The sequence below is a fragment of the Mycobacterium sp. MAA66 genome, from assembly GCF_041261665.1.
Taxonomy (GTDB): Bacteria; Actinomycetota; Actinomycetes; order Mycobacteriales; family Mycobacteriaceae; genus Mycobacterium.
The window spans coordinates 70,128-96,059 of sequence record NZ_JBGCCC010000006.1; the positions used below are offsets into that span (position 1 = coordinate 70,128).

Below are 25,932 nucleotides of genomic sequence, written 5' to 3' on the forward strand. Positions count from 1 at the left end.
AACTATCCTCACTACGGTGTCCGATCTTGAACTGCGCGACCGCCTCGATGGTCTGACCATCCGGGACGCCGCCAGGCTGGGCCGGCAGCTGAAGAACCTGCGAGGCGACAGCCCGGAGAAGATCGCCCAGCAGATCGCCGAGGCCGAGGCGTTGGTGGCGGCGCGACTGGCTGCGGTACCTCGTATCACCTATCCGGATCTGCCGGTCACGGATCGGCGCGCCGAGATCGCCCGCGCCATCGCGGACAACCAGGTGGTGATCGTCGCGGGCGAGACCGGCTCGGGCAAGACCACCCAGCTGCCGAAGATCTGTCTGGAACTCGGCCGGGGTATCCGCGGCACCATCGGGCACACCCAGCCGCGCCGGTTGGCCGCTCGCACGGTGGCCCAGCGCATCGCCGAGGAGACCGGAACCCAACTGGGCGGGGCCATCGGCTACACAGTCCGGTTCACCGACCAAGCCAGCGACCGCACGCTGGTCAAACTGATGACGGACGGCATCCTGCTGGCAGAGATCCAGCGCGACCGCAGGCTGCTGCGGTACGACACCCTGATCCTCGACGAGGCGCATGAGCGCAGCCTCAACATCGATTTTCTGCTGGGGTATCTGCGGGAGTTGTTGCCGCGCCGCCCGGATCTGAAGGTCATCGTCACCTCGGCGACCATCGAACCGGAGCGGTTCGCTGCGCACTTCGGTGTGGATGGCCATGACGCGCCGATCGTCGAGGTGTCGGGACGCACCTATCCCGTCGAAATCCGTTACCGCCCACTGGAAGTCCCTGTCGTCGGGGATGACAGCGATGATCCCGATGATCCGGACCACGAGATCGTCCGTACCGAGATGCGTGACCCGACTGAGGCGATCGTCGATGCCGTCCGCGAGCTGGAGGCCGAACCCGACGGCGACGTATTGGTGTTCCTGTCCGGCGAACGCGAAATCCGGGATACCGCAGAGGCATTGCGCGACGCGTTTTCCGGTGACGTGTTCCCCACCGAGGTGCTACCGCTGTACGCCCGGCTGCCCACAGCCGAGCAGCAGCGGGTGTTCCAGCGCAAGGCCGGCGGTCCGCGGCGAATAGTGTTGGCCACCAATGTCGCCGAGACCTCACTGACGGTTCCGGGCATCCGGTATGTGGTGGACCCCGGCACCGCGCGCATCTCCCGCTACAGCCGGCGCACCAAGGTGCAGCGGCTCCCCATCGAACCGATCTCGCAGGCTTCGGCTGCGCAGCGGTCCGGGCGTTCCGGACGCACGGCGCCAGGCGTGTGCATCCGGCTGTACTCCGAAGAAGATTTCAACGCCCGGCCCCGATATACCGACCCGGAGATCCTGCGCACCAACCTCGGTGCGGTGATCTTGCAGATGGCCGCGTTGGGCCTCGGCGATATCGAACAATTCCCGTTTCTGGATCCACCGGAGGCCCGCAGTATTCGCGACGGCATCCAATTGCTCCAGGAATTGGGTGCTTTCGACGCGACAGGTGCCATCACCGACGTCGGCCGACGGTTGGCCAGGCTGCCGCTGGACCCGCGTATCGGCCGGATGATCCTTCAGGCCGACACCGAGGGCTGCGTCCGCGAGGTACTGGTGCTGGCCGCAGCTCTGTCGATCCCAGACCCGCGAGAACGGCCCGCCGACCGGGAAGAGGCCGCGCGGCAGAAGCATGCGCGCTTCGCCGACGAGCACTCGGACTTCGTGTCCTACCTGAACCTGTGGAACTACCTGCGCGAGCAGCGAAACGAGCTGTCCGGCAGTGCTTTCCGGCGGATGTGCCGCAACGAGTTCCTGCACTACCTGAGGATCAGGGAATGGCAGGACCTGGTCGGTCAGTTGCGCAGCATTGCCGGCGATCTGGGGATCCGTGAATCCAGCGAGCCCGCCGACGCGGCCCGGGTGCACAGCGCATTGATCTCGGGATTGCTGTCGCATGTCGGTTTGCGCGAAGGGGAGACCCGGGATTACCAAGGTGCCCGCAACTCGCGGTTCGTCTTGGCACCGGGTTCGGTTCTCACCAAGAAGCCGCCGCGCTGGATCGTGGTGGCCGACCTGGTGGAGACCAGCCGACTGTTCGGCCGGGTCGCGGCCCGCATCGAACCCGAAGCGGTCGAGCGGGTTGCCGGAGATCTGTTGCAGCGCACCTACAGTGAGCCGCATTGGGACGCCAAACGGGGCGCTGTCATGGCCTTCGAGCGGGTGACGTTGTACGGACTGCCGTTGGTGCCACGCCGGCGGATCGGCTACGGGCAGGTGGACCTGGTGGTGTCGCGCGAGCTGTTCATCCGGCACGCGCTGGTCGAAGGAGATTGGCAGACCCGGCACCACTTCTTCCGGGACAACACCCGGCTGCGCGCTGAACTCGAGGAGATAGAGGAACGCGCCCGACGTCGCGATCTGTTGGTCGGCGACGAAGAGGTGTTCGCGTTCTACGACCAGCGTGTTCCTGAAAGTGCGTTATCGGCAAGGCATTTCGATACCTGGTGGAAGAAGCAACGGCACCGGACACCGGATCTGCTGACCTTCACCCGCGACGACCTGCTGCGTACCGAGGCCTCCGAGGCGCAGCCGGACACCTGGCAGACCGGTGATCTCGAACTGCCGCTGAGCTACCGGTACGAGCCAGGTGCCGCCGATGATGGTGTGACCGTGCATGTTCCGGTCGAGGTGCTGGCCCGGCTCGGCGGAGACGGGTTTGCCTGGCAGGTGCCGGCGCTGCGCGAGGACTTGATCACGGCGCTGATCAAGTCGCTACCTAAGGACCTGCGCCGGAACTTCGTGCCCGCGCCCGACACTGCTCGCGCGCTGGTGCCGTTCATCGACCCCGGCGAGGGTGCACTGCTGGACGCGGTCCAGCGTGAACTGCACAGGAGCACAGGAATTCTGGTTCCGATCGACGCGTTCGACCTCAGCAAGGTCCCAGACCACCTGCGGGTGACCTTCGCTGTGCAGTCGGGTGGTAAAGAGGTTGCCCGCGGCAAGGACCTGGCCGCGCTGCATGAGAAACTGGCCGGCTCGGTCCGGCAGGCGGTGGCCGGCGCCGTGGCCGGCGACCTGCAGCGCACCGGCCTGCCGTCCTGGCCCGATGATCTGATCGAGTTGCCCCGCTTCGTGGAGAACACCTCGGGCGGGCACACCGTCCGAGGATTCCCGGCTCTGGTGGATACAGGTGCAGCCGTGGATATTCGAGTGTTCCCGACCCAGGCCGAACAGTCCGCTGCCATGGGCGCCGGCATGCGTCGACTGCTGCGTTTGGCGGTACCGTCGCCGGCCAAGGCGGTCGAGCGCGGTTTGAATCCCCGAACTCGATTGGCACTGTCCACCAATCCGGACGGTAGCTTGGCGGCCCTGTTGGAGGACTGCGCGGACGCCGCGGTGGCGTTACTGGCACCCAAACCGGTATGGACTGCGGCAGATTTCGGTGCGCTGCGGCAACAGGTCTCGGCCAAATTGGGGTCGAGCACCATGGATGTCGTCGGACGCGTCGAGCGCGTGCTGACCGCTGCCCACGCGGCGCAGGTCGGCCTGCCCGACAAGCCGACCGCCGCGCAGGCCGACGCCGTGGCGGACGTGCACGCACAGCTGGCGGCGTTGCTGCCCAAGGGTTTTGTGGCGGCTACCGGAGTCGCCCATCTGGCAGACCTGACCCGGTACCTCACCGCCATCGGCCGCCGGCTGGAGCGGTTGCCCCAAGGCGTGGTTGCCGACCGCGAGCGGATGGATCGGGTACATGCCGTGCAGGATGCCTACGACGAACTGCGACAGACGCTTTCACCGTTACGTGGCAAGGGTGAGGATGTCCGCGACATCGCCCGGCAGATCGAGGAGTTTCGGGTCAGTCTCTGGGCGCAGCAACTCGGCACCCCGCGGCCGGTCAGCGAGCAGCGAATCTATCGCGCCATCGACGCCATCGTCCCGTGAACTCGGCGTGTTCGGGGGTGCTTCCCCCGGAACACGCCGAAGTCGTTCAGGACGGTTGAGTGGGGGCGTCGGAGACCTTGATCAGCTGAACCTCGGGCTTGGCCGGTACCTCGTCGGTCAGAAACCAGCGGAACGCCAGGATGCCCTGCGGATAGTCCAGCGTGGTCAACGAGTTGGGGTGCGCAGTTGCCTCTTTGGACAACACCACGGTCACCGAACCGTCGGCGTTGGGCACCGCGCTGTGGCAGTTCACCGAACTGCGGGCGTCGTTGACACCCGGGGTGGCCATGAACTGGTTCCATACCACCAGATTCCAGAATCGGCAGGCCGGCGGCCGGTGGGTGATGACCAGCGCCTCGTCATCGGCCAGCGCGAAGCTGCCGTACGAATAGCAGGCATCGCGCGCCGACCAGCCGAAGTTCGCGTCCGGAACCTGATAGGGCACGGCGAATTCATTGGCCAGGTGCGCGGTGGAGTGTCCGAGCGAAGCTGCATCGTCGGGCCGGGTGCCGACCGGCATCGGCATGATGGCAAACAGCGTGCGGATCCAGTTGGCGGCGGACCTGAAGGCCGTCGCGGTGTCGACGTCGTTGTGTCGCAGTGGTTCTGGCGCATCCAGCGCCTCGATGTGCCAAGCGGCCGGCCGGCCGGTAGCGGGACTGGCCTGGTAGTCGCGGGTGAAGAAGACCGCGGCGTCAGGCAGTGGGCCGAGCTCGAAGGAGAAGTTGCCGTCGGCGTCGAATTCCAGGTCGGTGTCCCGGACGATCGCCACAACGCGATCAGACCAGGCACCGGGAGCAGGCTCGTTGTACGCGGTCAGTGACAGGTAGACGCTGTCGCCCTTGTTGCCGCTGATCCGGTAGCGCAGCAGAGAATCGACCGGGCACATGAAGTAATAGGCATCGGTGTTGTCGCCACCCCAGCGTCGATCGTGCCGGAACGGGGTGTTGACCGCGACGAACTGCGGCCGGCCGGGCTCGGGGTACAGGTAGCAGTCCAACGCCACCCCGAGGCCGGTGGCCAGCATGCGATAGCCGTCGGCGATCTGCCGGTCGTCGCTCACTGCGCGGTCGCCGTCCAGGAACGAGCGGTCGAGGTCGCGCAGAGTGTCGATGAGTTCGCGCCAGGCGGCGCCGGATTGGGTGCCGGATTCGGTCATGTGGCAATACCTTTCAGAATCAGAGTGGCGTGGCGTTCGATCCAGTCGTCGTCGAGCTCTCGGCTCAATGCCAGCGCGCCGAGCAGTGCGACGCCGGCGACCATTTCGGTCAGGTCGGCGGCCGTCACTTCTGGGTGTACCTCGCCCCGGGCCACGGCGGCGGCCAGTCGTTCGCCGAGCCCGTGAGTGAGGACGTCGGAGAATCGCTCCAGCAGTACGGCATGCAGTGTGGCGTCGTCCGCCATCTCGCCGAGTAGACCCGGCAGCGCCGCCCGGGCGGCCGCGGTGCTCAGGACGGTCACGGTGCGGCGCATCATCTCGCGGACGTCGCCATCCAGTGAGCCGGTATCCGGCAGTTCAGTGGTGGCGCTGATCGGAAAGACGGCTTCGTGCACGAGGTGTGCCTTGCTGGGCCAGCGGCGATAGATGGCCGGCTTGCTGGTTCCGGCGCGTTGCGCGATGGCGTCGACGGACAACGTTGCATACCCGGCCTCGGCGAGTAGGTCGACGGTTGCGGCTAGTACTGCGCCGTCGATGCGCCGATCGCGAGGGCGTCCAAGCTCTTTCATCATTACGAAACTCAGAGTAACATAACTCGCTGTGACTGACACCACAGATGTTGTTGAGCTCGACGATCTCGCGATGCCCACGTTCAGCCCGGATGCGCAGCCGATCCGCGACCTGTTGGAGGTGATGGCAGCCGACTGTCCGCTGGACTCTGAGATCCTGCATGCCAGAGCCAGTGCGGATACCGGCCTCGACGATTTCGGACCCGTCGACTACCGCGAGCGGTTGGACGTCTACCTCGCGGCGCTGCGGGGCATCGACACCATGAACGGACCGGGCATCGTCAACTTCCACGGACAGTTGTTGCAGCTGCTCAAGAACCGCCTGCTGATGACCGATCTGTTGAAGCGGCACCCGGAGATTCACGATGTCGAGCTGCTGCCGCCGGTCGCGATCATCGGCCTGCCACGCACCGGCACCACCCATCTGCACAACCTGCTGGCCGCCGCCGGGACATTCCGCACCCTGCCGTATTGGGAAGCGGCGGAACCATTTCCGTTGGCCGCAGAGGCCGGTATCGAGCCGGACCCGCGGATGACCCGGATGGACGTCGCGGTGAACGTGATGAACCTCGTGATGCCGCATTTCCCGCTCATGCACGAGATGACCACCGAGCACGTCCACGAAGAGATCCAGCTGCTGGCCAACGACTTCTCGACGATGTACTTCGAGACCCTCGCCGATGTACCCGCGTGGCGCGCCTATTACGAAAGTCATGACCAGTCCCCGCATTACCGGCACATGGTCACCCAGCTGAAGGCGCTGCAGTTTCTCCGCGGGGGCAGGCGCTGGCTGCTGAAGTCGCCACAGCACCTCGAACAGATACCGGTACTCAACGAGTCGTTGCCCGGCGTGGTCGGCATCTTCACCCACCGCGACCCGGTGCCGGTGGTGCTCTCGATGATCGCGATGATCACGTACTCGGCCCGGATGCACCGCAGCCCGGTCCCGGTCGAGCGGATCGCGGCCTACTGGGTCGAGCGACTGGAACAGATGCTGAGCGGGTTGATCCGGGACCGCGAGGTCATCGGGCCCGACAGATCCATCGATGTGCAATTCGAGGACTTCATGGCCGACGACCTCGGGGTCGCCGAGAAGGTATTCGACCTTGCCGGCGAACCACTTTCGGACCCGCAGCGCCGCGCCATGGCCGATTACCTGGCAGACCATAAGCGGGGCCGGTTGGGTCGCGTGGCGACTTCGTGCGAGCTCTTCGGGCTCGACCCGGACGACCTGACGCGCAGATTCGAGCCCTACGTCCAGCGGTTTCTGTCCTGAATTCGGTGCCCGCCGTGTGCCATGTCAGCGCGCTACCTAGCCGCGGCGGTGACCGAGATGACGCATTGTTTCTGAAACCATCACTGTCCGTGTGGGTATCGCGCGGCCTCTCGATCTAGTCGGTTGAACGCACCGATTCGCGTTGGTGCCGCATCATCTGCTGGTTTGCGGGTCGTGCGGGCTCGGATCGTCGGTGTTCCACAAATACCATTTGCCGTCCGCCTCTTGGGTGCAGAACCAGTATGGCCAGCGCTGATCTTGTTCCTGTAGACGAACCTTCGGGCCGTCGGCCGCGCACTCCTCTTGAGTGAAGTAGTACTCGTCGACACCGTCGGCGCCGACGACGGCGACGTCATCGGCTTGCGCTACGCCCGGGGAGCTCGCAACCAGGGTGCCCCCGGCCATCATTGCGGCGGCGATCAAATTCTTCATCATGGTAGGTCTCCTCTGCCGGCCCTGAACGTCCAACGCGCACTGAGTAATCCACAAACGGTAATCCACAAACGCTACAGAGGTAGTCCTCAGTAGCGCTTTCAGAAAGCCGATGTCGTTTACGATTTCGCTTCGCTCATGGGTTCGGGACCGTCCCGAGAGCACCGCACCAAGCTCTGGTGTTGTTGGGTGAAGCGAACAATCAGTGCAGTGTCCGGTCCAGTTCGGCCGCAAATTAGGCCTCTGCCATCCTCAGCTCGAGCACCGTTTCAAATCGTCGAGGGAATCGGCGGTCGTGTTTGTTCTGGGGTCTGACCTGTCCAGCTGCGGAAGGCACGGTGAAACGAATTGGGGTCCTCGTAGCCGAGGAGTAGTGCGATCTGGCCAATGCTGGTGTCGCCTCTTGATAGGTAGTGGTGGGCCAGTTTCTCACGTGTTTCATGCAGTACTGCCTGAAAACTGCTGTCTTCGAGTTGGAGCTGACGCTGCAGTGTCCGGGTGCTGATGGCCAATCGCCGGGCGACGGTGGTGATATCACTTTGTCCAGCTGGCAGAGTCTCAAGTAGGACCGCTCGTACCCGTTGGGCCATCGGCGAGGACTGTGTCAGCTCGGATAAACGGACACGGAGCTGCGGGGCGAAACAGGACCACATTTGGGTGTTCTCGGTGAGGAACGGCAACGTGGAGTCCTTGGCAGAGAAGACGATTGAATCCGCTGGCCCTGGTTCGATGTCGGTACCCAGGTACTCCCTGATGACTTCTGAAGTAGGTGGGGGCGCTGTTGTGCGCACCTGCAGCGGCGCGATCTGCTGCCGGGTCGCGATGCGCGCCAAGGCCACCCAGAAGAGCATCTCGGTGGTGAGCAGAACCGGTGGCGCCGGCGTTGGGGTAAGCCAGGTATAGGTCAACGTGGTGCGTTCGCTGTCTTCCTCGACCGTGATGTCGATGGGGGCAATCAAGTGTTTGAATTTCGCGATCCGGCGCGCCGCGATGTTGAGGTTGGGACTGCAGAGCGCAGCAAATATCGGCGCATCGAAGACCTCGGCGGTCAGTGCCCGGGCGACGGCGACCGGCAGTACCTCGTGGCTGCTCTCGCGTTCAAGTGCGCGCCAAAAGGCGAAATAAGGTTCGCTGGCTAGATCACTGGTGCCACGGGTGAACAAATCCGCTGGCAACTGCGCCCGCCGCAGCACGGTATCGACCGGAATGCCCAGGTCATGCAGCAGGGGCCGGATCATCGGTGAAAGCGCGAACGTCCCCGAGGCTGTACTCATCGGGACGAGTCTAGGACCTGCATTTCGCGCTGGCGCAATCCGCAAGTCGCGTGGCGCGATCTGCTAGTGACACCTGCCGCGGTCGCCACTTAGCGTTGGCCGGGCAAAGTGTCGGGCACGTCAAAGGAGAGTCAGTAGATGAAGGCCGCCGTAATCCCGGAGATCAATGGCGTGTGGGAGTTACGCGATGTGCCGACGCCGACGGCCGAGCCCGGCCAGGTGCTCATCAAGGTCCACGCGTGCGGGATCTGCTACACCGATGTGTGGACCACGCGCGGTGCCGCTGGAGACCTTTTCCCGTTGATCACCGGTCACGAGGTTGTCGGTGAGGTTGTCGAAGTGGGCGCTGGAGTGCATTCTCGGCAGGTCGGCGATCGTGTCGGGACTACTTGGGTGCAGTCCACCTGCGGGCGCTGCGCCTATTGCCGACAGAATCTGCCGTTGTCCGGCCAGGCTGCGATGAATTGCGCGGGACCGGCGCGCTTGACCGGCTTCACAGCGCAGGGCGGGCATGCGGAATACATCGCCGTTACTGCCACCGGCACCGTCCTGATACCGGACGCCCTGTCCTTCGAGCTTGCCGCACCGATATTCTGTGCCGGCTACACCACGTGGAGCGGACTGCGCGCTGCTGAACCGGCACCCCACGAGCGTGTCGCGATTGTCGGCATCGGTGGCCTGGGGCATCTGGCTCTGCAGTTTGCGGCGGCATCCGGATTGGAGACCATCGCGGTCACGCACTCGCCTGATAAGCAGGAACTGGCCAGAACGCTTGGAGCACATGAGGTATTCGCGACCGGTGAGGAGCTGCTGGCGGCCGGAGGAGCCGACGTGATGCTGCTCTGCAGCAATTCCTATGATCAAGGCGCCGACGCGTTGGCGGGCCTGCGTCACGACGGCCGCGTGGTCTCGATGGGACTCGACCCGAACGCGGATTTCGTCATTCCCACCGACCGAAACCGACCATTCTTTGCCCAGCGGCAGAAGGTCATTGGCTCAACGCACAACGGACTGCGCTATCTCGCCGAAGCTCTCGACTTCGCCGCCGCCGGAAAAGTCACCCCCATGATCGAAACCTTCCCCAAGGAAGAAGTCAGCAGTGCTGTAGCAAAGGTGGCGGAAGGTACCGTGCGGTTCCGGGCGGTCGTCACGTACTGAGCAAGGCCGCCAATGGTCTGCGCCCCTCTCCGAAAGGCGTTGGGAGCGTTGCTACGTTGGAGGTACACGAGGGTCCGTTCGTGGGGTACGGGCCGAATCGCATACAGATAGCGACGGCGGTTTGCCGTGATCTGAAAATAACTGCAACCCAAAGAAATCGGGCGACAGCATTCGTGTCAGGGGCGCGGATCGGCCTGCTCTATCCGGCAGATCCCGGCCCCGTGAACGTCGATTGCCCGGGTTCAGGTGGTCCTTCTTGAACGGGTCCGCTGAATGTTGATTGGCCGGGTTCGGGTGGTGCGTCACCCGGCGTCGGCCGCGTGAATGTTGATTGGCCAGGTTCGGGTGGCGCGTCACCCGGCGTCGGCGCGGTGAACGTCGATTGCCCAGGCTCGGGTGGGCCATCTTCTGGCGGTCCACCTCCGTGGTTCGGGTTCGTGCAGATCGTGCCTTCGCATGGCACCATCGAGCCGTCTCCGTTGGGATTGGGGATCAGCACCACTGTTGAATCGGTCGGCGGCGGTACGACGATTGTCGTGGTTTTGCCGCCGGGCAGCGTCGTGACGGTTGTCGTCGGCGCCGGCCGCGCCGGTTGTGTAGGCACTTTCGTGGTCGTCGAGATGACGACCGTCGTTTGTGGTTTCTCGGACGATCCCGAACAACCTGACAGATCGACCACCAAGGTTGCCGTCGCCAATGCCGCAGCAACGTGCCGCGCGGAAGGTAATACCATCTGAGATACTCTAGTCGAATTACCTTGGTGGACATGCATATTCAGTGATATCAAAGGTGCTGTCGTTGTTGAGCTAATTACCGCAGCCTCAGGGGCCAGTCGCATCATCGCCGTCCGTCGTTCATGGGCTCGGCGTAGCGTGACTCTACGGCTGACTAGTCATGTTCCATGGCAGCCGGATCAGCCAGCGGCACAAGAAGACTCGACGCATGCACGCCGCCCTGCCGAACCTGGTACACCCCGCCGGCCAACGCAGCGCGCTGGGGCTTGGTCGGCACCAGGTTAGGAAAGTCGTACGTGGTCAGGGTCAATCGCAGACGGTGGCCGGGCTCGATCAGCGCTGCGGTGGGGAAGACCTCGATGTCGTACCGGGTCAGTTCCCCGGGCACCACCGGCTCGGCGGTGGCGCGCGTGCTGAAGTGGTGCGGCCGTAGGACGGTGCCGTCCGGCAGATACCAGGTGGTCGCGGGGTCGAGTGCGCGGCGCGAACCCAGCAGCGCGCCTTGGGTCAGCGGTCGGCTCAACCCGTCGGGCGCCACGTCATCGAGGTGGGCGACCCACAAGGTTTCCGACGTGTCCGCGGTCGCATGGACGGTCAGGGTCACCGGCCCGGCGACGAGCTTCTCGACGTCGAACGCGTCGGTGGTGTACGTGAGTGCCTCGCGCTGCAGGCGGCGATTGTCCAGGTCGTAGCGAATGCGGCGCCCGGTCTGGGAGACCACGAAACTGCCCATGCCGAGCGTCCACTGTTCAAAGCTGCGTCCGGACACCGGGCCGCGTGAGGCGTAGCGCAGCGTCGCGTCGGATTCGGTGCCGGGCGGTTCGGCCGCCAGCCCGCCGCCCAACGTGAGATAGAACCGGGTCGGCTCGGCCTCGGGGAATGGATAGGAATTGGTACGGAACCACCGTGAACTGCCGATGGCCTGGAACCGGATGGGTGAGCCGCTGACCGCCGCGCTGTCCGAGTCCTTGAGCCAATGGTCGAACCAGCGCAATTGCAGCGCGTTCAGGTGCAGGCCATCCAGATTCGACACGTGATACCAGGGCCCGCCCATGAACTGGAAACGGTCGGAGGTCGGCTGCGACGGATCCATGGCCGCCCCGGGCGGGCGACCCGCGAAAGCGTTCTGCAGGACCGCGTAGTTCAGCGGTCCGCCGCGCTGGAACGCGTCATGCCACCCAGCGATCAAGAACACCGCGACGCCGTTCTCGACGATCTCGGGCAGCACGTCGCTCGGCCGCATGCTGTCCCAGAACGTGCCGTCGAATGCGGTATCCCCACCTGCGGCGGCATCAGAGATCAAGGACCGGAAGTAGCTGCGCTGATCGCGCCCGCGTTGGCGCACCGAGGCGAGCCCGCCGGCCCGGGGCCGCTCGTGAGCGCCGCGGGTGGCGAACTCCAACGCCGGATTGACCAGGTTGAGCAGCGAGTAGGTGGTTCCGTAGGCCCGCACCGTGCGCATGTGCGGAACCCCGCCCATGGTGACCGCGTCGCGATAGAAGTCGCTGGCTGCCATCACCGGCATGATCGCCTTCAGCGGCGAGTCCGGGCCCACCGCCGCGGCCGTCGTCAATTGGTTGATGGCGAGGTAGGAGATGCCGAACATGCCGACCCGGCCATTCGAATTAGGCAGTGTCGCAGCCCAATTCACCAGGTCAACCCCGTCCTGCACCTGCTCGGCCCCGAGCATCTCGAACGATCCACCGGACACGCCGGTGCCCCGCACGTCGGCCATCACCTCGATGTAGCCCCGGCGGATCAGGTAAGGCGTTGCGCCGCCGCCGATCTGGGCGGCCGGTGGCGGCGCCTTCTTGCCGTAGGGAGTGATCGACAACAACACGGGGAAAGGCCCGGTGGCGGCCTCACCGGTCTGCGGGTCGGTCGGATAATGGATGTCCACCCGCAGCGAAACGCCGTCGGCCATCGGAACCGCGACGTTGTGGCGAACGCCGACGCCGTACTGGGCCGGGCCCGGCTCCCACGGCGGCAGCAGGGGCGAGGGGCTGCGCTGACGGGTGCGGGCCGCGGCCCACCCGGCCATTGCCTTCGTACGCAGTCCGGACGCTGTGTGCTGGCTGCTCATCGATGAGCCCCTTTCGTCGAGCCGAGACTACGCCCCAAATGCATGGAAGTTATTGCTTCGTAACGGAATTGTGCCAAATCGCTGGCCGACCTCGTGATGTGCGATCCGTAGCATTCAGGCAGTGACGAGTAGCCCATGCGAAAAAGACAGCGGAATCGGCTGCATCTCTCGGCGCCGCATGCTGAGAATGGCTGCGGCCGCGCCGGTCATGGTCGGGATTCCCGCCGTGTTGTCGTCGTCGTTGGCCACGCCGATAGCGTCGGCAGCCGGCGTGGCCGGAGCGATCGTGTTTCTCGACCCCGGACACAACGGTGCCAACGATTCGTCGATCTTCAAGCAGGTACCCACTGGTCGTGGCGGTACCAAGGACTGCCAGACCAGCGGAACCACCACCAATGCCGGCTTCACCGAGCACACCTTCAACTGGGACGTGGTGCTGCGCATCCGTCAACAGCTCAGTCAGCTCGGCGTGCGCACCGCGATGTCCCGCGGCGACGACAGTGCCCTGGGGCCGTGCGTGGACCAGCGTGCCGCGATGGCCAATGCACTGCGGCCCAATGCAATCGTGTCGATTCACGCCGACGGCGGACCTGCGGGAGGCCGTGGCTTCCACGTCAATTACTCGAACCCGCCGCTGAACCCGGCGCAGGCCGGTCCGGCGGTCCGGTTTGCGCAGGTGATGCGTGATCAGATGGTCGCTTCCGGGCTGACGCCGTCGACCTACATGGGCAACAACGGGCTGTACGGCCGAGCCGACCTGGCCGGCCTGAATCTGGCCGAGTACCCGTCGATTCTGGTCGAATGCGGAAACATGAAGAACGCGGACGAGGGCGCAGCGATGGCGACCGCCGAGGGGCAGCAGACCTACGCCAATGCGGTGGCTCGCGGCATCGTGGCGTACCTGCAGCAGAGTTAGGTCAGCTGATACCGGATCAGCCGGGAGCTGTTGGTCACCACGGCCACTGACGAGGCGTTGTGCAGCACGGCGGCCAGCACCGGCGACAGCCCACCTGCGGCGCCGAGCAACAGGCCGAACGCGTTGACTGCGATCGACATCGCGTAGTTCTGCTGGATGACCTCGACTGCGTGCCCGCCCAACTCCCGGATATCCAACAGACGCCGCAGGTCATCGGTGGCCAACGCGACATCGGCGGTCTCCACGGCCACGTCGGTGCCGGCCAGGCCCATCGCTACACCGATGTCTGCGGCGGCCAACGCCGGTGCGTCGTTAACCCCGTCACCGACCACGGCCACGGTGTAGCCCGCATCGTGCAGCGATCGCACCACCGCCAGTTTGTCTTCTGGCAGAGCCTCTGCCGTCCATTCGGTGATTCCGAGTTCGTCGGCGATGGCCGCGGCAGTTTCGCGATGGTCGCCGGTAAGCATCACGATGCGACGGACGCCTGAGGCGCGAAGAGCGTTGAGCACAGTCGTCGCTTCCGGCCGCACCTCGTCGCGAAGACTGATCAGCCCCACCAATTCACCGTCGACCGCAAGCAGTAGCGGTGTCTCAGCCTGCTTGCGTAGCCGCTGCACCCACGCACCGGCGTCCGAGCTGACCGACACGTTTTCCCGCTCCAACAGTGACGGACTGCCGAGTAGCAGGGTCCGGCCGTCGGCCCGGGTGCGCATGCCCAGGCCGACCAGCACCTCACACTCCTCGTGTGGCGGTATGACAATGTGCTTGTCCTCGGTGGATCGGATCACTGCTTCGGCCAATGGATGCCGGGAGTGGATCTCCGAGCTCGCGGCATAGGCCAGCACCTGCTCTGCGGACCAATCATTATGGAAAGAAACGATATTCGTCACGACATGGCGACCCTGTGTCAGAGTTCCGGTCTTGTCGAACACCACGGCGTCGACCCGGCCGGCCGCCTCGAGGTGCGATCCGCCCTTGATCAGGATGCCGCGCCGCGCCCCGTTGCCGATGGCCGCGCTGATCGCGGTCGGGGTAGCCAATCCGACGGCACAGGGACAGGCCACCAGCAGCATGGTCATGGCCCGCCTGACGTCCCCGGTCAGTAGGAAGGTCCCGGCGGACAGGACGAACGAGGCCGGTACGAACCGCCGGGAGAAATTCTCCCCGACGGTTTGGATGGGCGCTCGATCTCGTTGTGCCTCTTCGACTCTGGCTACCACCCGGCCCAGGACGGTGTGGCTCCCGACGGCCCTGGCCCGCACCACCACCCGGCCGCGGACCACCACGGATCCTGCGTGCACCAGGTCGCCGGTCGCTACGGTGACCGGCAGGGTTTCGCCGGTGATCGCGGACTGGTCGACGACGGCGTCGCCGGAAACCACCTGACCGTCTATCGGTATGGCCACCTGTTCGTGCACCACCACGAGGTCGTCGATTCGCAGTGCGTCGGTGCTGACCTGCACCTCGGTGCCGTCGTCGAGCCGAATCCAGGCGGTGTCCTGGGTGCCGCGCAGCAGGTCGGCGATGGCCCGTCGAGTTCGCCGCAGAGTCAGATCCTGAAGGTACTCACCGATGTTCAACAGCCACAGCACCGTCAGGGCGACCACGTTCTCGCGCAGGATCAGGCTGGCGACGGTGGCGGCGGACACCAGCATGTCGGTGCCAGGCGATTTGCCGCCACGCAGCGAACGCAGGGCACCCCGCAGGAACGGATACCCGGTGACGACGGTGGCGCCGGTGGCCAGCAGCCGACTGGTGGGACCGAGCAGCGGCGGTCGAACCAGGCCGTAGCGCCGAATTCCCAAGAGTGCCAACGCCAACGCACCGATGGCCATCCGAACCACGTCGGCGCTGCGGATGTCAGCGGAGCGGGGGCTGCGGGCCGGTACCAGCGCAGCCGAAACCCGTTGGGCCGCAGTGATGGCGGACAGCAGTTCGGCGGTATCGCACCGGCGCGGCGAGTACCAGACGACCACCGAGGCAGTGCGCGGGTAAGCGTGCACCGCACGTACCCCGGGCACCTTGTCCACGGATTCCTCGACCGCTACCGCCCGGACCGGATCGGCGCGTACCCAGGGCACCCGGACCCGTAGCCGGCCGCCTGCATCGGACAGCACGTCCATGGCGTCAGTGGTCGTGGTCGTGTGCGTGCTCGGGGTCTGCGACCGCAGGTGGCGGCACTTCCTCGCCGATTCGATCACGGGCCTCGGCCATCACGTCCGCAACCGTCAGCCGGGCTGACTCGGCGCACTCTTCGGCCTTGCGGGTGCCACGGAGTGCGTACGACACCGCGGTGACGCTCGCTTCGCGGACGGGAAGCTTGGCCCAGGCCTTACGCAGACCCTCATAGGCGGCCACTCCGACCACGCCGGTGACGACCGCCGACGCGGCTTTGGTGAGTGCCTTATTCGCGATCATGTTCCCGACCTCCCCTGTTCATGTGTTGTTGACCCTAGAACTCCCGACGCCGATGCGCGCGGGGTTTGTACTGACCAGTGCTGCCGCCGCGTAGAGCATCGCTGCGGTAGCCATGATGGTGAAGCTGGCAGGTGCTTTCGGGATCGCGTACGCCAGGCCGACACCGATCCAGATCGACGCAACGGAAAGCGTTGCGGAAAGCCAGAATCCGCGCCAAGGCCTGGTGGTGAGACGGGCGGCCGCGGCCGCCGGTGCGGCGAGCAGCCCCAACACCACCAGCGCGCCGATGATCTGCGTGGCTTCGGCAACGGTGGCCCCGACGACACCCAGGAACGCAGCAGACAGCATCCGGGTCGGAACTCCCGCGGCCTGAGCCACCAAGGGGTCGATCGTGCTGAACAACAGTGGCCGGGCGATGACGCTCAGCACCGCGATCACCGCTATTGCGATGACGACGGCCAGCCGGGTTGCCGTGGCGCTGATACCGAAGATGCTGCCGAACAAGACATTTACATTCGCCGTGCCGTTTGTCCCACTGCCGGAGGTGGTGTAAATCGTCAGCAGCAGCGCACCCAACCCCAGCACCCAGACGAAGAAGGTGCCGATTGCCACATCGTCCGCGCCGCGGATGCCGTTGGAGCCCAACAGAATTCCGACCGCTATGGTTGCGGCGAACAGCCCGACGCGAGGATCCAAACCCGCTACCAAAGCCGCCATTGCGCCCGTGTACGCGACGTGGCCCAGGGCATCACCGGCGAAGATCTGGCCGCGCAGCACCAGAAAATAGCCGACCAGTCCACAGGCTACCGCCACCGCGCTGCCCGCCACCAGCGCATGCACGATGAATGGATGGTCGAACATGCCGGTCATGCCGCCACCGCGCGCTGTAGTCGGCGGTCGGTCAGGAATCGGTAGCCTGTGGCCAGTAGGTACCCACCGAAGGCGAAGGTTGCCACCCAGAATCCAGCCGGGTATGGCGAGAAGAAGGCAGCGGCCAACCCGGCCCAGGTGGCGAAAAGGGCGAAGATCACGGCGATCGCGATGCCGTAGCCCGGGTGGGCGGTCAACTGGAAGGCCGCGGCGGCCGGCGCCACCAGCAATGCGAATACCAGCAGGCTACCGGTGATCTGGCTGGCCCCGGCGGCCGCGACCGCCAGTACCAGAAGGAACATCGTGGAGACCAATCGGACCGGAATGCCCTGGGCCCGAGCAGATTCCGGATCAATCGACACCCAGAACAACGGCCGGCCGATGGCGGCCAGCGCCGCCAGACAGACGACTGCGGCGATCACCAGCAGCCGTAGTTGGTCGGTTGTCACCCCGGCGATGGTGCCGAACAACAGAGCGGTCAGGCCCGACAGGAAGCCGTGGTACAGGCTGACGAACAGCAGGCCCGTCGCCAGTGCCAATGCCTGCAGGGTGCCGATCACGGCGGATTCCTCTGCGGCGCTGTGGCCACCGACCCCGCTGGCACGCGCCAGCGGGGGTAGTGCAGCGATGGCTGCCGCGGTGAGCACACACGCCACCAGGTAGCCGTAGCCGGTTGCGATTCCGAGCCAGGCGGCCCCGGCGCCGCCGGGGAATCCGACGACGGCCAGGGTATGTCCGGCAAAGCTTTCCCGGCGCAGCACCATGAACCAGCCCACGCAGCTGGTGACGACGGCGACCGCAGCGCCGGCCAGCAGTGCGGTCTCCATGAACGGGTAAGCGAGCATCTGGTTGACGTCGTCGGCGAGATCCCAGCTGAGCTCGGGAGTCACTCCGGCTGCCCGACCACGATCATGCGGCCGGTGCGATCGTGCAGCACGTCGATCGGGACGCCGTACAGCGCGGTGAGCTGATCGGCGGTGATCACTTCCTGAGGTGTACCCGATGCCGCATGACCGCCGGCCAGGTAGATCACCCGATCCAGGTACGGCAGAATCGGATTCACGTCATGAGCGACCATGACCACCGCAACGCCGTTGCGGCGACAAATGTCCCGGACCAGCGCGCTGATGCCGGACTGGCTGGGTACGTCGAGACTGTCCAGCGGCTCGTCGAGGAGTAGCAGCCGAGGGTCGCGGAGCAGGGCCTGGGCGATCAGTAGCCGTTGTTGTTCGCCGCCCGAGCACCGCCCGATCGGCCGGTGCGCATAACCAGCCGCGCCGACGGTGGCGACGGCATCGTCGATACGCCGTTTCCGTTCGGCATGGTGTTGTGGTCGGAATAGCTTGGAGATCAGCGGAATTGGCGTTCCCCATCGAGTTCCGTCGAGTCCGAGCGCCACCACGTCGATACCTCGGATCCGAAGGCTGCTGTCGAAGGCGCGGCGCTGCGGCACGTATCCGATCTGACTGTTGCGTCGGCCGGGCTGGGCGCCGAGTACCTCGACCGTGCCGCTGACCGGGTTCAGGCCGAGCAGTGACTTGATGAGCGTGGACTTACCGGAACCGTTGGGCCCCAATATCGCAACGAAGTCTTCCGGCATGATGTCGAGGGACACCTGGGACCAGACCGTACGACCACCGACGACGGCGGCCGCATTACGCATGCAGACCGCCGCCGTGGTGGGGTCGGTGGGATCGACCCTGCCGGGATGTCGGGGGATGGTTCCGGTCACCTACTTACCTGTCGCGGTATGCAATGCGTCGGCCAACTGGGACAGTTGGGTGGACTGCCAATCCTGAAAGGTCGTGTTGGCCGGGGCCAGCGTCTCGGTGACCGTGGTGACCGGGATGCCCTGCTTCTTGGCGGCCCCGACCTGGGCCTGGATGTCCGGAGTGCTGTTCTGGCTGTTGTACACGTACACCTTGATGGCCTTGCTCTCGATCTGCTGATCGACGGTCGACTTGTCGGCCGGCGACGGGTCGGTGCCCTCGCTGATCGCCTTGAGGAACTCCGGCGGAGTGAGCATCTTCAAGCCCAATGCGTCCGACAGCGGGGACATGATCGACTCGCTGGCGCCGATCGGTGTACCCGCGTAGGCGGATTTGATGACGTTGAGCTCTTGGTGATATTTCGCCAGGCCCTGGTCGAGGAACTGTTGACGCTGCTGGTCGAAGTAGGTGGCATCGGCTGGGTCGGCGGTCTTGTAGGCATTGGTGATCGCGTCGATCACCTTGTCCACCGAGTCGGGCGAGTACCACTGGTGCGGGTTGCCGTCCGCGGGTACTCCGACGGTGCTGCCAACGTTGATCACCGTGCGTTGCGGATTCGGGTTGGCGGCGATGAGCTTGTCGGCCCAGGCGTCGTAGCCGATGCCGTTCTCGACGACGACCCGCGCAGTGGCGATGGTTCGGGCGTCACCGGCGGCGGGCTCGTAGTCGTGGGGATCGGTGTCCGGGTTGGTGATGATCGAGGTTTCCTGAATTCGGTCGCCGCCCAATTGGGTGGCGATACTGCCCCAGGCGTTGATGGTGGACACCACAACGAGTTTCGGACCTGAGGCCGAGCTGGTGGTGCTGCTCGAAGCCGACTCGGACGACGTACCACCGCACGCAGTTGCCGACACCAACATCGCGACGGACAGTGCGACAGATGTGACCCGGGCCTTGACCACGACGCCCTCCTAGGCAGGCTGAATGGTAATGAAAACGATTTCCATTACCATTGGGACGGTAGCACCGGTCCGGGATGGAAGCGACCCGGAACTCAAACTCCCAGTGGACGCCCAGCTTGGGGCGGCTGCTGCCGGCGGATTACCGGGTGAGGTAGGCGTACTGGTCTGAAGGGGCACTGATCTGTTGGGACGACGACGCCATGAGCAACGGAATAGACTGCGGAGCACCGGGTTTCGGTGCAGAAACGATCCCCCGGACCTGCAGCCAGGTGTTCTCCGGAAGGGCGGCTGCGGTGGCGACCACCGGGCCGATCAGCCGCAGCTGGGCGAGCCGGGCATCGGCGGCGCAACACGTGATGGTGATCCGGGCCAGGTCGGTAGCCGCTCCGTCCTTGTAGGTGAACCCGACGATGGTCACCGTCCGTCCGTTCAGTGAACCCGCAGAGTCGTAGGAGGCGCGGGCGACCGCCGCTGGTAGCGACACTTCAGGTGCCGAACCATCAGGCAGCGGCGGATAGGCATGGCGTAGAACATCATTGGATACGGATTGCACTGTTGCAGTAGCGGCCCTTGGTGATAGCGCCGGTGGCGCCACGAAGATCAGCACAACGACAGGGAGCCCCAGCGCCCACACCACGCCGTTGGCGTGCGAATGTCCACCGTGCTCGTCGTGAGGTGGATGACGCAGATCGCGGATGGTCGACGCCAGGGCGAGCGTGATCAGCCCCACCGCGGAAACGATCAGCCAAGGCAGCAACGAAGGTTTCACGTAGCGGGTGAATGTTCCTGTGGCCGCGACTATTGCGGTACTGATGCCAACCAGCAGGAGCAACGCGTTCTCGGCCTCCCGGTTCACCGTAACCCCCCGAGCAGCGCGCCCCCGACCACCGTCGCACTGACCGTGGACACCGCGAAAACCACCGGCGCGAAACGGACTGCGAACGGCCGACCGAACAGGCCGACCTGCATGGCCACCAATTTCATGTCGACCACCGGACCGACTACCAGGAACACCAACCGCGGGACCAACGGGACCATGGTGAGACTGGATGCGACGAACGCGTCGGCCTCCGAACAGAGTGCCAGGGCGAATGCCAATACGGCCATGGCCAGAATGCCCAGTATCGGGCGGCCTGCCAGCCCCTCGTAGACCCATGGCGGCACCAGCACGTGCAGAGCCGCAGCGGAAGCGGCGCCCAGCGTCAGATACGCGCCTGCCTGCAGAAAATCATGCCGGGCGGCTTCGAGGAACAGCGCCGAATGCGTCGAATCATGTTCTTCTACTGTCGATTTCAACCGTTTGGTGACCCATTCGGGCCGGCCGAGACGCGACCACAGCACGCCCATGGTCAGCGCGGTGAGCAAGGACGCCCCGGCTCTGGCGGCCACCATCTGGGGTTGCCCGGGAAAGGCCACCGCGGTCGCAACCAGAACCACTGGATTGATTGCCGGCGCGGCGAGCATGAAAGTAAGGGCGGCGGCCCCCAGCGTTCCGTCGCCGAACAGCCGGCGGGCCACCGGGACCGAGCCGCACTCACAGCCGGGGATCAGTGCGCCACTCGCGGCCGCGGCGACAATCGCCGCGCCGCTCCGTTGGGGCAGCCAGCGAGCGAGGCGGTCGGCCGGAAGGAAAGCTGCGATCAGTCCGCTGACTACCACTCCGAACATCAGGAACGGCACTGCCTGGACGAATACGCCGGAGAACACCGTGCCTGCGGTGGCCAGATCGGCGTGGGTCAGTACGAATGCATGCAGCCAGCGACTCGCCAGCGCAAAAGCAATGACACCCAGCACCAGTGCATGCATGGGTCGTGGCCGCCAGCGGATAGCGGGGGAGGAGACAGCCACGGACTCATGCTCCCATCGCAGGCATTGGGGACGCTGTGAGTGCGCGGGCGTGCTACAACTCGGCCAGCGCGATACCGGTGATGCCCGGCCCCAATTGCACCAGTTCCCGATCGGTGCCGTCGGCCAGATTCACCACTCGGATACCGCCAGAGCGCAATTCGCTGACGTAGTACGTCACGTTGTCGGCTGTCGCCAGACCGATCGCTTCCTGGTAGCCCCGGGACAGGATCCCGTATGGCCCGACCGTCGGCTGGACCTGGCCGCGATTGAGCGTGTTGCCGTCCGGCTCCGCGCCGCGGTCGGTCCAGACCAGGTGTCCGGTGGTATCCAGATCCAGGTCGATGGGTTCGGGCAGGTCCTGCCACAACAACTCGATGTCGGTGCGATCGGCGGGCGACTGTCCGGCTGGAATGTCGCTGCCGCATCGGAAGATTCGGCCCTGGCCGGAATCCGGGGCGCCTTTCTGTGTCCAATAGACCAACCCCCGCTCGGGGTCGAGGGCAACACCCACGCAGTGATTGCGAGCGTCCCGCGCGTCGGCCTCGCCGTGGCCCGTGACCACCAGCGTCTGCAGGTCCGAGCCGTCCAGCCGGCACCGCAAGACCTGCATACCTTCGCGGTCACACCAGTACAGCAGTCCGGCGTCGAAGTCCGCGGTCAGCTGTTTGCCGGTGGTGAAAGCACCGGGCGGCACCACGGTGCGCCGATCGGAACCGTCCAGGTTCACCCGTTCGATGGACCCGTTGCGCGTGAAGAACGTCGAGTGGGAGCCTTGGCCCGACCCGGGGTCGGGGGTGCCCATGTTGGTCCAATAGATGTGGCCCCGAGCCTGATCGACGACGATCCCGTCGGGCGTCTCGTCGACATCGCCGACGAGCGTGCGTACCCGCGAGCCATCCAGGGTCACCGCCTGGATTTCGCGTTTGGCGATGTGCAGCACCAATAGCTCGGTCACGCCCAGACGGTACTGAAATGTCTCACGGGTCGCTAGCGTTCTGGATGACCGGCAATCACATTGGAGGAACGGTTGTGCACATCGATCTGACCGGCAAGACCGCCCTGGTCACTGGATCCACCCAAGGTATTGGACTGGCGATAGCCGAAGGGCTAGGTGGCAGCGGTGCGCGGGTGGTGGTGAACGGCCGCAGTGAAGAGCGGGTCCAGGCGGCGGTGGCCGAGCTGACCGGCCGCGGCCTGACCGACGTCGACGGCATCGCAGCGGATGTCGCCACGGCCGACGGCGTCGATCAACTCATCGAGCGGCTGACGGACGTTGACATCCTGGTGAACAACCTGGGCATCTTCGGATCGACACCGGCCCGGGAAATCACCGACGAGCAGTGGCGCCTCTACTTCGAGGTGAACGTGCTCTCCGCTGTGCGGCTGATCCGGACCTACCTACCCGCGATGACGCAGCGGGGCTGGGGCCGGATCATCCAGATCGCCAGTGACTCGGCGGTCGTCACCCCGGCAGAGATGATCCACTATGGCGTGTCCAAAACTGCACTGTTGGCGGTGACCCGCGGCTTTGCAAAGGACGCTGCCGGTACCGGAGTGACGGTGAATTCGGTTATCGCCGGCCCCACTCACACCGGTGGCGTAGAGGAGTTCGTCTACCAGCTCGTGGACAAGGACTTGCCGTGGGATGAGGCGCAGCGCGAATTCATGATCAAGTTCCGGCCACAATCGTTGCTACGCAGGCTGATTGAACCGGACGAGATTGCCAACATGGTGACCTATCTGAGTTCACCGCAGGCGTCGGCGACCACCGGTGCCGCGGTTCGCGCCGATGGTGGCTATGTCGACTCGATCCTGCCCTGACCAGGACAACCCAGTGAGTCGAAAACGAATCGTCGTCGCGGGGCTGGGGGACAGCGGCATACTTGCGGCAGTCCGGCTGGCTGAGCACGCCGACGTGGTCGGTATCTCGGTGAAAGACGGGCTGGTCAGTGGGCAGGAACTCGGCATGCGGGTGTCCCGCCCCGACGACTGGGCGCGGGACTACTTCATCGGTTTCCGGCGCTTTCGGGGATTGGACGGTGTGCGGATTGTGCACGGCGCGTTGACCGGTACCGATCTCGCGGCTCGTACCGTCTCGGTGGTCACCGCCGATGGCACCGAAGTCACCGAGTCGTTCGACGCCTTGGTCATTTCCACCGGTACCAGTAATGGATTCTGGCGCCGTCCCACCTTGCAATCCGCCGGCGACGTGGCCGCGGATCTGCACGGCACACACCACCGGCTCGCCGCGGCCGAGCGGATCGCCGTCATCGGCGGCGGCGCGGCTGCGGTGAGTTCGGCGGCGAACCTGGCTCGGACTTGGCCGGGCAAGCGGATTGAGCTGTACTTCCCGGGCGCCGAGGTACTGCCGGGCTACCACCCCGGCACTCGGGCCAGGGTGGAACGCCGACTGGCCGAAGCCGGCGTCCGGTTGCAGTCCGGCCATCGTGTGGTGCTCCCCGGCGATCACGACCAAATAACCAGCGGACCAATTGAATTCAGTACCGGACAACCACAGGCTGAAGCCGACGCGGTGTTGTGGGCGGTCGGGCGGGTGCAGCCCAATACCGAGTGGTTGCCACCCGAGATACTCGACGACGACGGCTTCGTGCGGGTCACCCCACAGTTGCAGGTGTCGGGACATCCGGGGGTGTACGCGGTCGGTGACCTCGCTGCCACCGATCCGCAGCGGACCTCTGCCCGCAACGGCGGGGGTGCGCTTGTCGCTCGAAATATTCTGGCCGAGTTCAAGTCTCGTCCGTTGCGACGCTACCGACCGCCGGCGGTTCGCTGGGGATCGGTGCTGGGTCCGCAGCCCGATGGACTGGAAGTCTTCACCCCGTGGGGGCAGGCCGTCCGATTCCCCGCTTGGTCCGTCGATCGGGTGCTGCAACGGTTGGTGGTGCGGCGATCGCTGTATCGCGGCGTGCGGGACTGACGGTGGCGGCGGGCGCAACAGAGCCGAGACGTCGTTCGCCGACGCCGATCACCAGGTGTCGACGAAGCCCCGCCGGGGCGGCAAACCGGCCGGCTGGGCTGCGGCCAGCGTCGCGGCGATCAGCGAGCGGGTCTCGGCCGGGTCGATCACGTCATCGATCTCGAACATCGACGCGGCGTTGAGTGCGGCGGCATTGGCTTGGGCCGCCTCCGTCGCCGCCCGTACCGCCTCCTCGCGGGCGGTCTCGTCGGCGATGGCAGCCAGCTCCTTGCGCAGTCCCAACCGGACCGCGCCTTCCAACCCCATCGGACCCAGGTGGGCACCCGGCCAGGCCACGGTCAGCAGCGGCTCACGCAGACTGCCACCGCACATCGCCTGTGCGCCAAGGCCGTAACCGCGCCGCAGGATCACCGCGATCAACGGGACCCGCAGCGCTGCACCGGCGACCAGCATCCGTGACCCGCGCCGCACCAATGCCTCGGCCTCGGCGGCCGGGCCCACCATGTAGCCAGGGCAATCAACCAGCGACAGGACGGGAATCCCGAACGCGTCGCACAGCTGTAGGAACCGGGCGGCCTTGTCGGAGGCGGCCGCGGTGATCGCTCCGGCCATCACCATCGTGTTGTTGGCCAGCACCCCGACCGGGCGCCCCTCGATGCGGGCCAGCGCCGTCGTCATCTCCGGGGCGAACTTCTCCCGCAGGAAGGTCACCGAGTCGTGATCGGCGAGGGTCTCGATGATCGGCCCGACCTGGTAGGCGCGTCGGGCACGCTCGGGAACCATTGTGCGCAAAGTGGATTGGTCGGCCACCGTACCAGGGGAGCCGGGCCCGCGAAAGTAACCCAGTAGTCGCCGGGCGACGGTGACCGCCTCGGCCTCGTCTGGCACCACCACGTCGACCACACCGTTCGGCCCCTGCACCGATAGCGGACCGACGTCGTCGGGTGCGACGTCGCCGAGCCCGCCGCCCGCGATCATCGCCGGGCCGCCCATCCCGATCGAGGTGTCCGCGGTGGCGACGATCAGATCCGAACAACCGGCGATCACTGCGTTGCCTGCGAAACACCGTCCCTTGACCACCGAAATCCGTGGCACCACACCGGATAACGAAGCCCACAACTTGAACGCCCGAACATCCAACGAGGAGACCGTCGGATAGTCGGTGTCGCCGGGGCGTCCGCCGCCGCCCTCGGCGAAGAACACCGTCGGCAGCTTCATCCGCTCGATCAGGTCGAACAACCGGTCCTTCTTGAGATGTCCCAGTGCGCCCTGGGTGCCGGCCAGCACGGTGTAGTCGTACGACAGCACCGCGCACGGCTGACCGTCCACCCGTGCGGTACCGGCGACCAGGCCGTCCGCCGGGGTGCGGGCGAGCAGGTCGTCGACGGCGCGGCGCTGCCGCTGCGCGGCGATCGCGAACCGGCCGTATTCGACGAAGCTGCCGGCGTCGACCAGGTCGGCGATGTTCTCCCGCGCGGTACGACCCCGGGCGTCGTGACGGCGGTGCACCGCATCGGGTCGGGCGGCGTCCTCGGTCAGTGCGCGCCGGCGCAGCAGTTCGGCGTGGTCATCGCGGATCGGTTCGTCGGGCATCGGCACCGAGCCTGCCAGACGCCGTGGCCGAGCGTGCGGCATGATCACATTCAACCGACCGAGGAGTCTTCACT

General features: G+C 65.6%; 23 protein-coding genes. 8 read left to right on the forward strand and 15 right to left on the reverse strand.

Features of this window, described 5'->3' with window-relative positions; all coding sequences use genetic code 11:
* Positions 1 to 16 precede the first annotated feature (16 nt).
* The gene (hrpA, locus tag ABIA30_RS18105) at positions 17 to 3,916 is read left to right on the forward strand and encodes an ATP-dependent RNA helicase HrpA (protein ID WP_370067838.1); all 3,900 of its coding nucleotides are present in this window, start codon (positions 17 to 19) and stop codon (positions 3,914 to 3,916) included.
* A gap of 46 nt (positions 3,917 to 3,962) precedes the next feature.
* Here hrpA and ABIA30_RS18110 read toward each other — a convergent pair whose 3' ends face one another.
* Both ABIA30_RS18110 and ABIA30_RS18115 read right to left on the reverse strand, forming a co-directional pair.
* A complete protein-coding gene (locus tag ABIA30_RS18110) occupies positions 3,963 to 5,075 on the reverse strand; it encodes a DUF1214 domain-containing protein (RefSeq protein WP_370067840.1) in 1,113 nt (370 codons plus the stop codon).
* Positions 5,072 to 5,647, reverse strand: a complete 576-nt coding sequence (locus ABIA30_RS18115) for a TetR/AcrR family transcriptional regulator (protein WP_370067842.1) — start codon at positions 5,645 to 5,647, stop codon at positions 5,072 to 5,074. Before ABIA30_RS18115 ends, ABIA30_RS18110 begins: the two co-directional genes overlap by 4 nt.
* A gap of 70 nt (positions 5,648 to 5,717) precedes the next feature.
* Here ABIA30_RS18115 and ABIA30_RS18120 point away from each other — a divergent pair, with 70 nt between their 5' ends.
* On the forward strand, positions 5,718 to 6,920 hold the full coding sequence (locus ABIA30_RS18120; protein ID WP_370068156.1) for a sulfotransferase: 1,203 nt from the start codon (positions 5,718 to 5,720) through the stop codon (positions 6,918 to 6,920).
* Positions 6,921 to 7,073: 153 nt separating this feature from the next.
* On the opposite strand, the gene ABIA30_RS18125 is transcribed toward ABIA30_RS18120, so the two are convergent.
* Both ABIA30_RS18125 and ABIA30_RS18130 read right to left on the reverse strand, forming a co-directional pair.
* Positions 7,074 to 7,355, reverse strand: a complete 282-nt coding sequence (locus ABIA30_RS18125; RefSeq protein ID WP_370067844.1) for a hypothetical protein — start codon at positions 7,353 to 7,355, stop codon at positions 7,074 to 7,076.
* A gap of 266 nt (positions 7,356 to 7,621) precedes the next feature.
* A complete protein-coding gene (locus ABIA30_RS18130) occupies positions 7,622 to 8,626 on the reverse strand; it encodes an AraC family transcriptional regulator ligand-binding domain-containing protein (protein WP_370067846.1) in 1,005 nt (334 codons plus the stop codon).
* Between the two features lie 138 nt (positions 8,627 to 8,764).
* On the opposite strand from ABIA30_RS18130, the gene ABIA30_RS18135 reads away from it, so the two are divergent.
* Together ABIA30_RS18135 and ABIA30_RS18140 are read left to right on the forward strand one after the other, a co-directional pair.
* Positions 8,765 to 9,784: an alcohol dehydrogenase catalytic domain-containing protein gene (locus tag ABIA30_RS18135; RefSeq protein WP_370067848.1), complete on the forward strand. Its 1,020-nt coding sequence runs from the start codon at positions 8,765 to 8,767 to the stop codon at positions 9,782 to 9,784.
* A 437-nt stretch (positions 9,785 to 10,221) separates the two neighbouring features.
* Positions 10,222 to 10,521, forward strand: a complete 300-nt coding sequence (locus tag ABIA30_RS18140) for a hypothetical protein (protein ID WP_370067849.1) — start codon at positions 10,222 to 10,224, stop codon at positions 10,519 to 10,521.
* Positions 10,522 to 10,672: 151 nt separating this feature from the next.
* Here ABIA30_RS18140 and ABIA30_RS18145 read toward each other — a convergent pair whose 3' ends face one another.
* Positions 10,673 to 12,601 carry a CocE/NonD family hydrolase gene (locus ABIA30_RS18145; RefSeq protein WP_370067851.1) on the reverse strand — a complete coding sequence of 643 codons (1,929 nt, stop codon included), beginning with the start codon at positions 12,599 to 12,601 and terminating at the stop codon, positions 10,673 to 10,675.
* Positions 12,602 to 12,809: 208 nt separating this feature from the next.
* Between ABIA30_RS18145 and ABIA30_RS18150 the strand changes: the two genes are divergently transcribed.
* The gene (locus ABIA30_RS18150) at positions 12,810 to 13,517 is read left to right on the forward strand and encodes an Rv3717 family N-acetylmuramoyl-L-alanine amidase (protein ID WP_370068158.1); all 708 of its coding nucleotides are present in this window, start codon (positions 12,810 to 12,812) and stop codon (positions 13,515 to 13,517) included.
* Here the strand turns inward: ABIA30_RS18150 and ABIA30_RS18155 are convergent.
* The 6 genes from ABIA30_RS18155 to ABIA30_RS18180 are packed head-to-tail and all read right to left on the reverse strand — an operon-like array spanning position 13,514 to position 19,344.
* Positions 13,514 to 15,643, reverse strand: coding sequence for a heavy metal translocating P-type ATPase (locus ABIA30_RS18155; RefSeq protein ID WP_370067852.1), 2,130 nt, complete (start codon positions 15,641 to 15,643; stop codon positions 13,514 to 13,516). The genes ABIA30_RS18150 and ABIA30_RS18155 overlap by 4 nt on opposite strands.
* Before the next feature lie 4 nt (positions 15,644 to 15,647).
* Positions 15,648 to 15,938: a DUF1490 family protein gene (locus tag ABIA30_RS18160; RefSeq protein ID WP_370067854.1), complete on the reverse strand. Its 291-nt coding sequence runs from the start codon at positions 15,936 to 15,938 to the stop codon at positions 15,648 to 15,650.
* An 18-nt stretch (positions 15,939 to 15,956) separates the two neighbouring features.
* Entirely contained in the window at positions 15,957 to 16,808 is an 852-nt protein-coding gene (locus ABIA30_RS18165) for a metal ABC transporter permease (RefSeq protein WP_370067856.1), read from the reverse strand.
* Complete coding sequence (locus tag ABIA30_RS18170) at positions 16,805 to 17,698, reverse strand: metal ABC transporter permease (protein ID WP_370067858.1); 894 nt, start codon at positions 17,696 to 17,698, stop codon at positions 16,805 to 16,807. Before ABIA30_RS18170 ends, ABIA30_RS18165 begins: the two co-directional genes overlap by 4 nt.
* The gene (locus ABIA30_RS18175) at positions 17,695 to 18,540 is read right to left on the reverse strand and encodes a metal ABC transporter ATP-binding protein (RefSeq protein ID WP_370067860.1); all 846 of its coding nucleotides are present in this window, start codon (positions 18,538 to 18,540) and stop codon (positions 17,695 to 17,697) included. Before ABIA30_RS18175 ends, ABIA30_RS18170 begins: the two co-directional genes overlap by 4 nt.
* Positions 18,541 to 19,344 (reverse strand): metal ABC transporter solute-binding protein, Zn/Mn family, encoded by an 804-nt coding sequence (locus ABIA30_RS18180; RefSeq protein WP_370067862.1) that lies wholly within the window; start codon positions 19,342 to 19,344, stop codon positions 18,541 to 18,543. It lies immediately after the preceding gene.
* On the opposite strand from ABIA30_RS18180, the gene ABIA30_RS18185 reads away from it, so the two are divergent.
* Complete coding sequence (locus ABIA30_RS18185; RefSeq protein ID WP_370067864.1) at positions 19,337 to 19,492, forward strand: hypothetical protein; 156 nt, start codon at positions 19,337 to 19,339, stop codon at positions 19,490 to 19,492. The genes ABIA30_RS18180 and ABIA30_RS18185 overlap by 8 nt on opposite strands.
* A 126-nt stretch (positions 19,493 to 19,618) precedes the next feature.
* Here the strand turns inward: ABIA30_RS18185 and ABIA30_RS18190 are convergent, their stop codons facing one another.
* From ABIA30_RS18190 to ABIA30_RS18200, 3 genes are all read right to left on the reverse strand, one after another.
* Positions 19,619 to 20,335 carry a TIGR03943 family protein gene (locus ABIA30_RS18190; RefSeq protein ID WP_370067866.1) on the reverse strand — a complete coding sequence of 239 codons (717 nt, stop codon included), beginning with the start codon at positions 20,333 to 20,335 and terminating at the stop codon, positions 19,619 to 19,621.
* Positions 20,332 to 21,285 carry a permease gene (locus ABIA30_RS18195; RefSeq protein ID WP_370068160.1) on the reverse strand — a complete coding sequence of 318 codons (954 nt, stop codon included), beginning with the start codon at positions 21,283 to 21,285 and terminating at the stop codon, positions 20,332 to 20,334. Before ABIA30_RS18195 ends, ABIA30_RS18190 begins: the two co-directional genes overlap by 4 nt.
* Positions 21,286 to 21,379: 94 nt before the next feature.
* Positions 21,380 to 22,282, reverse strand: a complete 903-nt coding sequence (locus tag ABIA30_RS18200; RefSeq protein ID WP_370067868.1) for a hypothetical protein — start codon at positions 22,280 to 22,282, stop codon at positions 21,380 to 21,382.
* 74 nt (positions 22,283 to 22,356) lie between these two features.
* On the opposite strand from ABIA30_RS18200, the gene ABIA30_RS18205 reads away from it, so the two are divergent.
* Both ABIA30_RS18205 and ABIA30_RS18210 read left to right on the forward strand, forming a co-directional pair.
* On the forward strand, positions 22,357 to 23,148 hold the full coding sequence (locus ABIA30_RS18205) for an SDR family NAD(P)-dependent oxidoreductase (RefSeq protein ID WP_370067870.1): 792 nt from the start codon (positions 22,357 to 22,359) through the stop codon (positions 23,146 to 23,148).
* 13 nt (positions 23,149 to 23,161) lie between these two features.
* On the forward strand, positions 23,162 to 24,265 hold the full coding sequence (locus tag ABIA30_RS18210; protein WP_370067872.1) for an FAD-dependent oxidoreductase: 1,104 nt from the start codon (positions 23,162 to 23,164) through the stop codon (positions 24,263 to 24,265).
* A 48-nt stretch (positions 24,266 to 24,313) separates the two neighbouring features.
* On the opposite strand, the gene ABIA30_RS18215 is transcribed toward ABIA30_RS18210, so the two are convergent.
* Entirely contained in the window at positions 24,314 to 25,858 is a 1,545-nt protein-coding gene (locus ABIA30_RS18215; RefSeq protein WP_370067874.1) for an acyl-CoA carboxylase subunit beta, read from the reverse strand.
* Positions 25,859 to 25,932 lie beyond the last annotated feature (74 nt).

Bases quoted from the DNA above. Each gene is read 5' to 3' on its own strand.
- ABIA30_RS18110 (WP_370067840.1), bottom strand. From the start codon at position 5,075: ATGACCGAATCCGGCACCCAATCCGGCGCCGCCTGGCGCGAACTCATC.
- ABIA30_RS18115 (WP_370067842.1), bottom strand. From the start codon at position 5,647: ATGATGAAAGAGCTTGGACGCCCTCGCGATCGGCGCATCGACGGCGCA.
- ABIA30_RS18120 (WP_370068156.1), top strand. From the start codon at position 5,718: ATGCCCACGTTCAGCCCGGATGCGCAGCCGATCCGCGACCTGTTGGAG.
- ABIA30_RS18125 (WP_370067844.1), bottom strand. From the start codon at position 7,355: ATGATGAAGAATTTGATCGCCGCCGCAATGATGGCCGGGGGCACCCTG.
- ABIA30_RS18130 (WP_370067846.1), bottom strand. From the start codon at position 8,626: ATGAGTACAGCCTCGGGGACGTTCGCGCTTTCACCGATGATCCGGCCC.
- ABIA30_RS18135 (WP_370067848.1), top strand. From the start codon at position 8,765: ATGAAGGCCGCCGTAATCCCGGAGATCAATGGCGTGTGGGAGTTACGC.
- ABIA30_RS18145 (WP_370067851.1), bottom strand. From the start codon at position 12,601: ATGAGCAGCCAGCACACAGCGTCCGGACTGCGTACGAAGGCAATGGCC.
- ABIA30_RS18150 (WP_370068158.1), top strand. From the start codon at position 12,810: ATGGTCGGGATTCCCGCCGTGTTGTCGTCGTCGTTGGCCACGCCGATA.
- ABIA30_RS18155 (WP_370067852.1), bottom strand. From the start codon at position 15,643: ATGGACGTGCTGTCCGATGCAGGCGGCCGGCTACGGGTCCGGGTGCCC.
- ABIA30_RS18160 (WP_370067854.1), bottom strand. From the start codon at position 15,938: ATGATCGCGAATAAGGCACTCACCAAAGCCGCGTCGGCGGTCGTCACC.
- ABIA30_RS18165 (WP_370067856.1), bottom strand. From the start codon at position 16,808: ATGACCGGCATGTTCGACCATCCATTCATCGTGCATGCGCTGGTGGCG.
- ABIA30_RS18195 (WP_370068160.1), bottom strand. From the start codon at position 21,285: ATGCATGCACTGGTGCTGGGTGTCATTGCTTTTGCGCTGGCGAGTCGC.
- ABIA30_RS18215 (WP_370067874.1), bottom strand. From the start codon at position 25,858: ATGCCCGACGAACCGATCCGCGATGACCACGCCGAACTGCTGCGCCGG.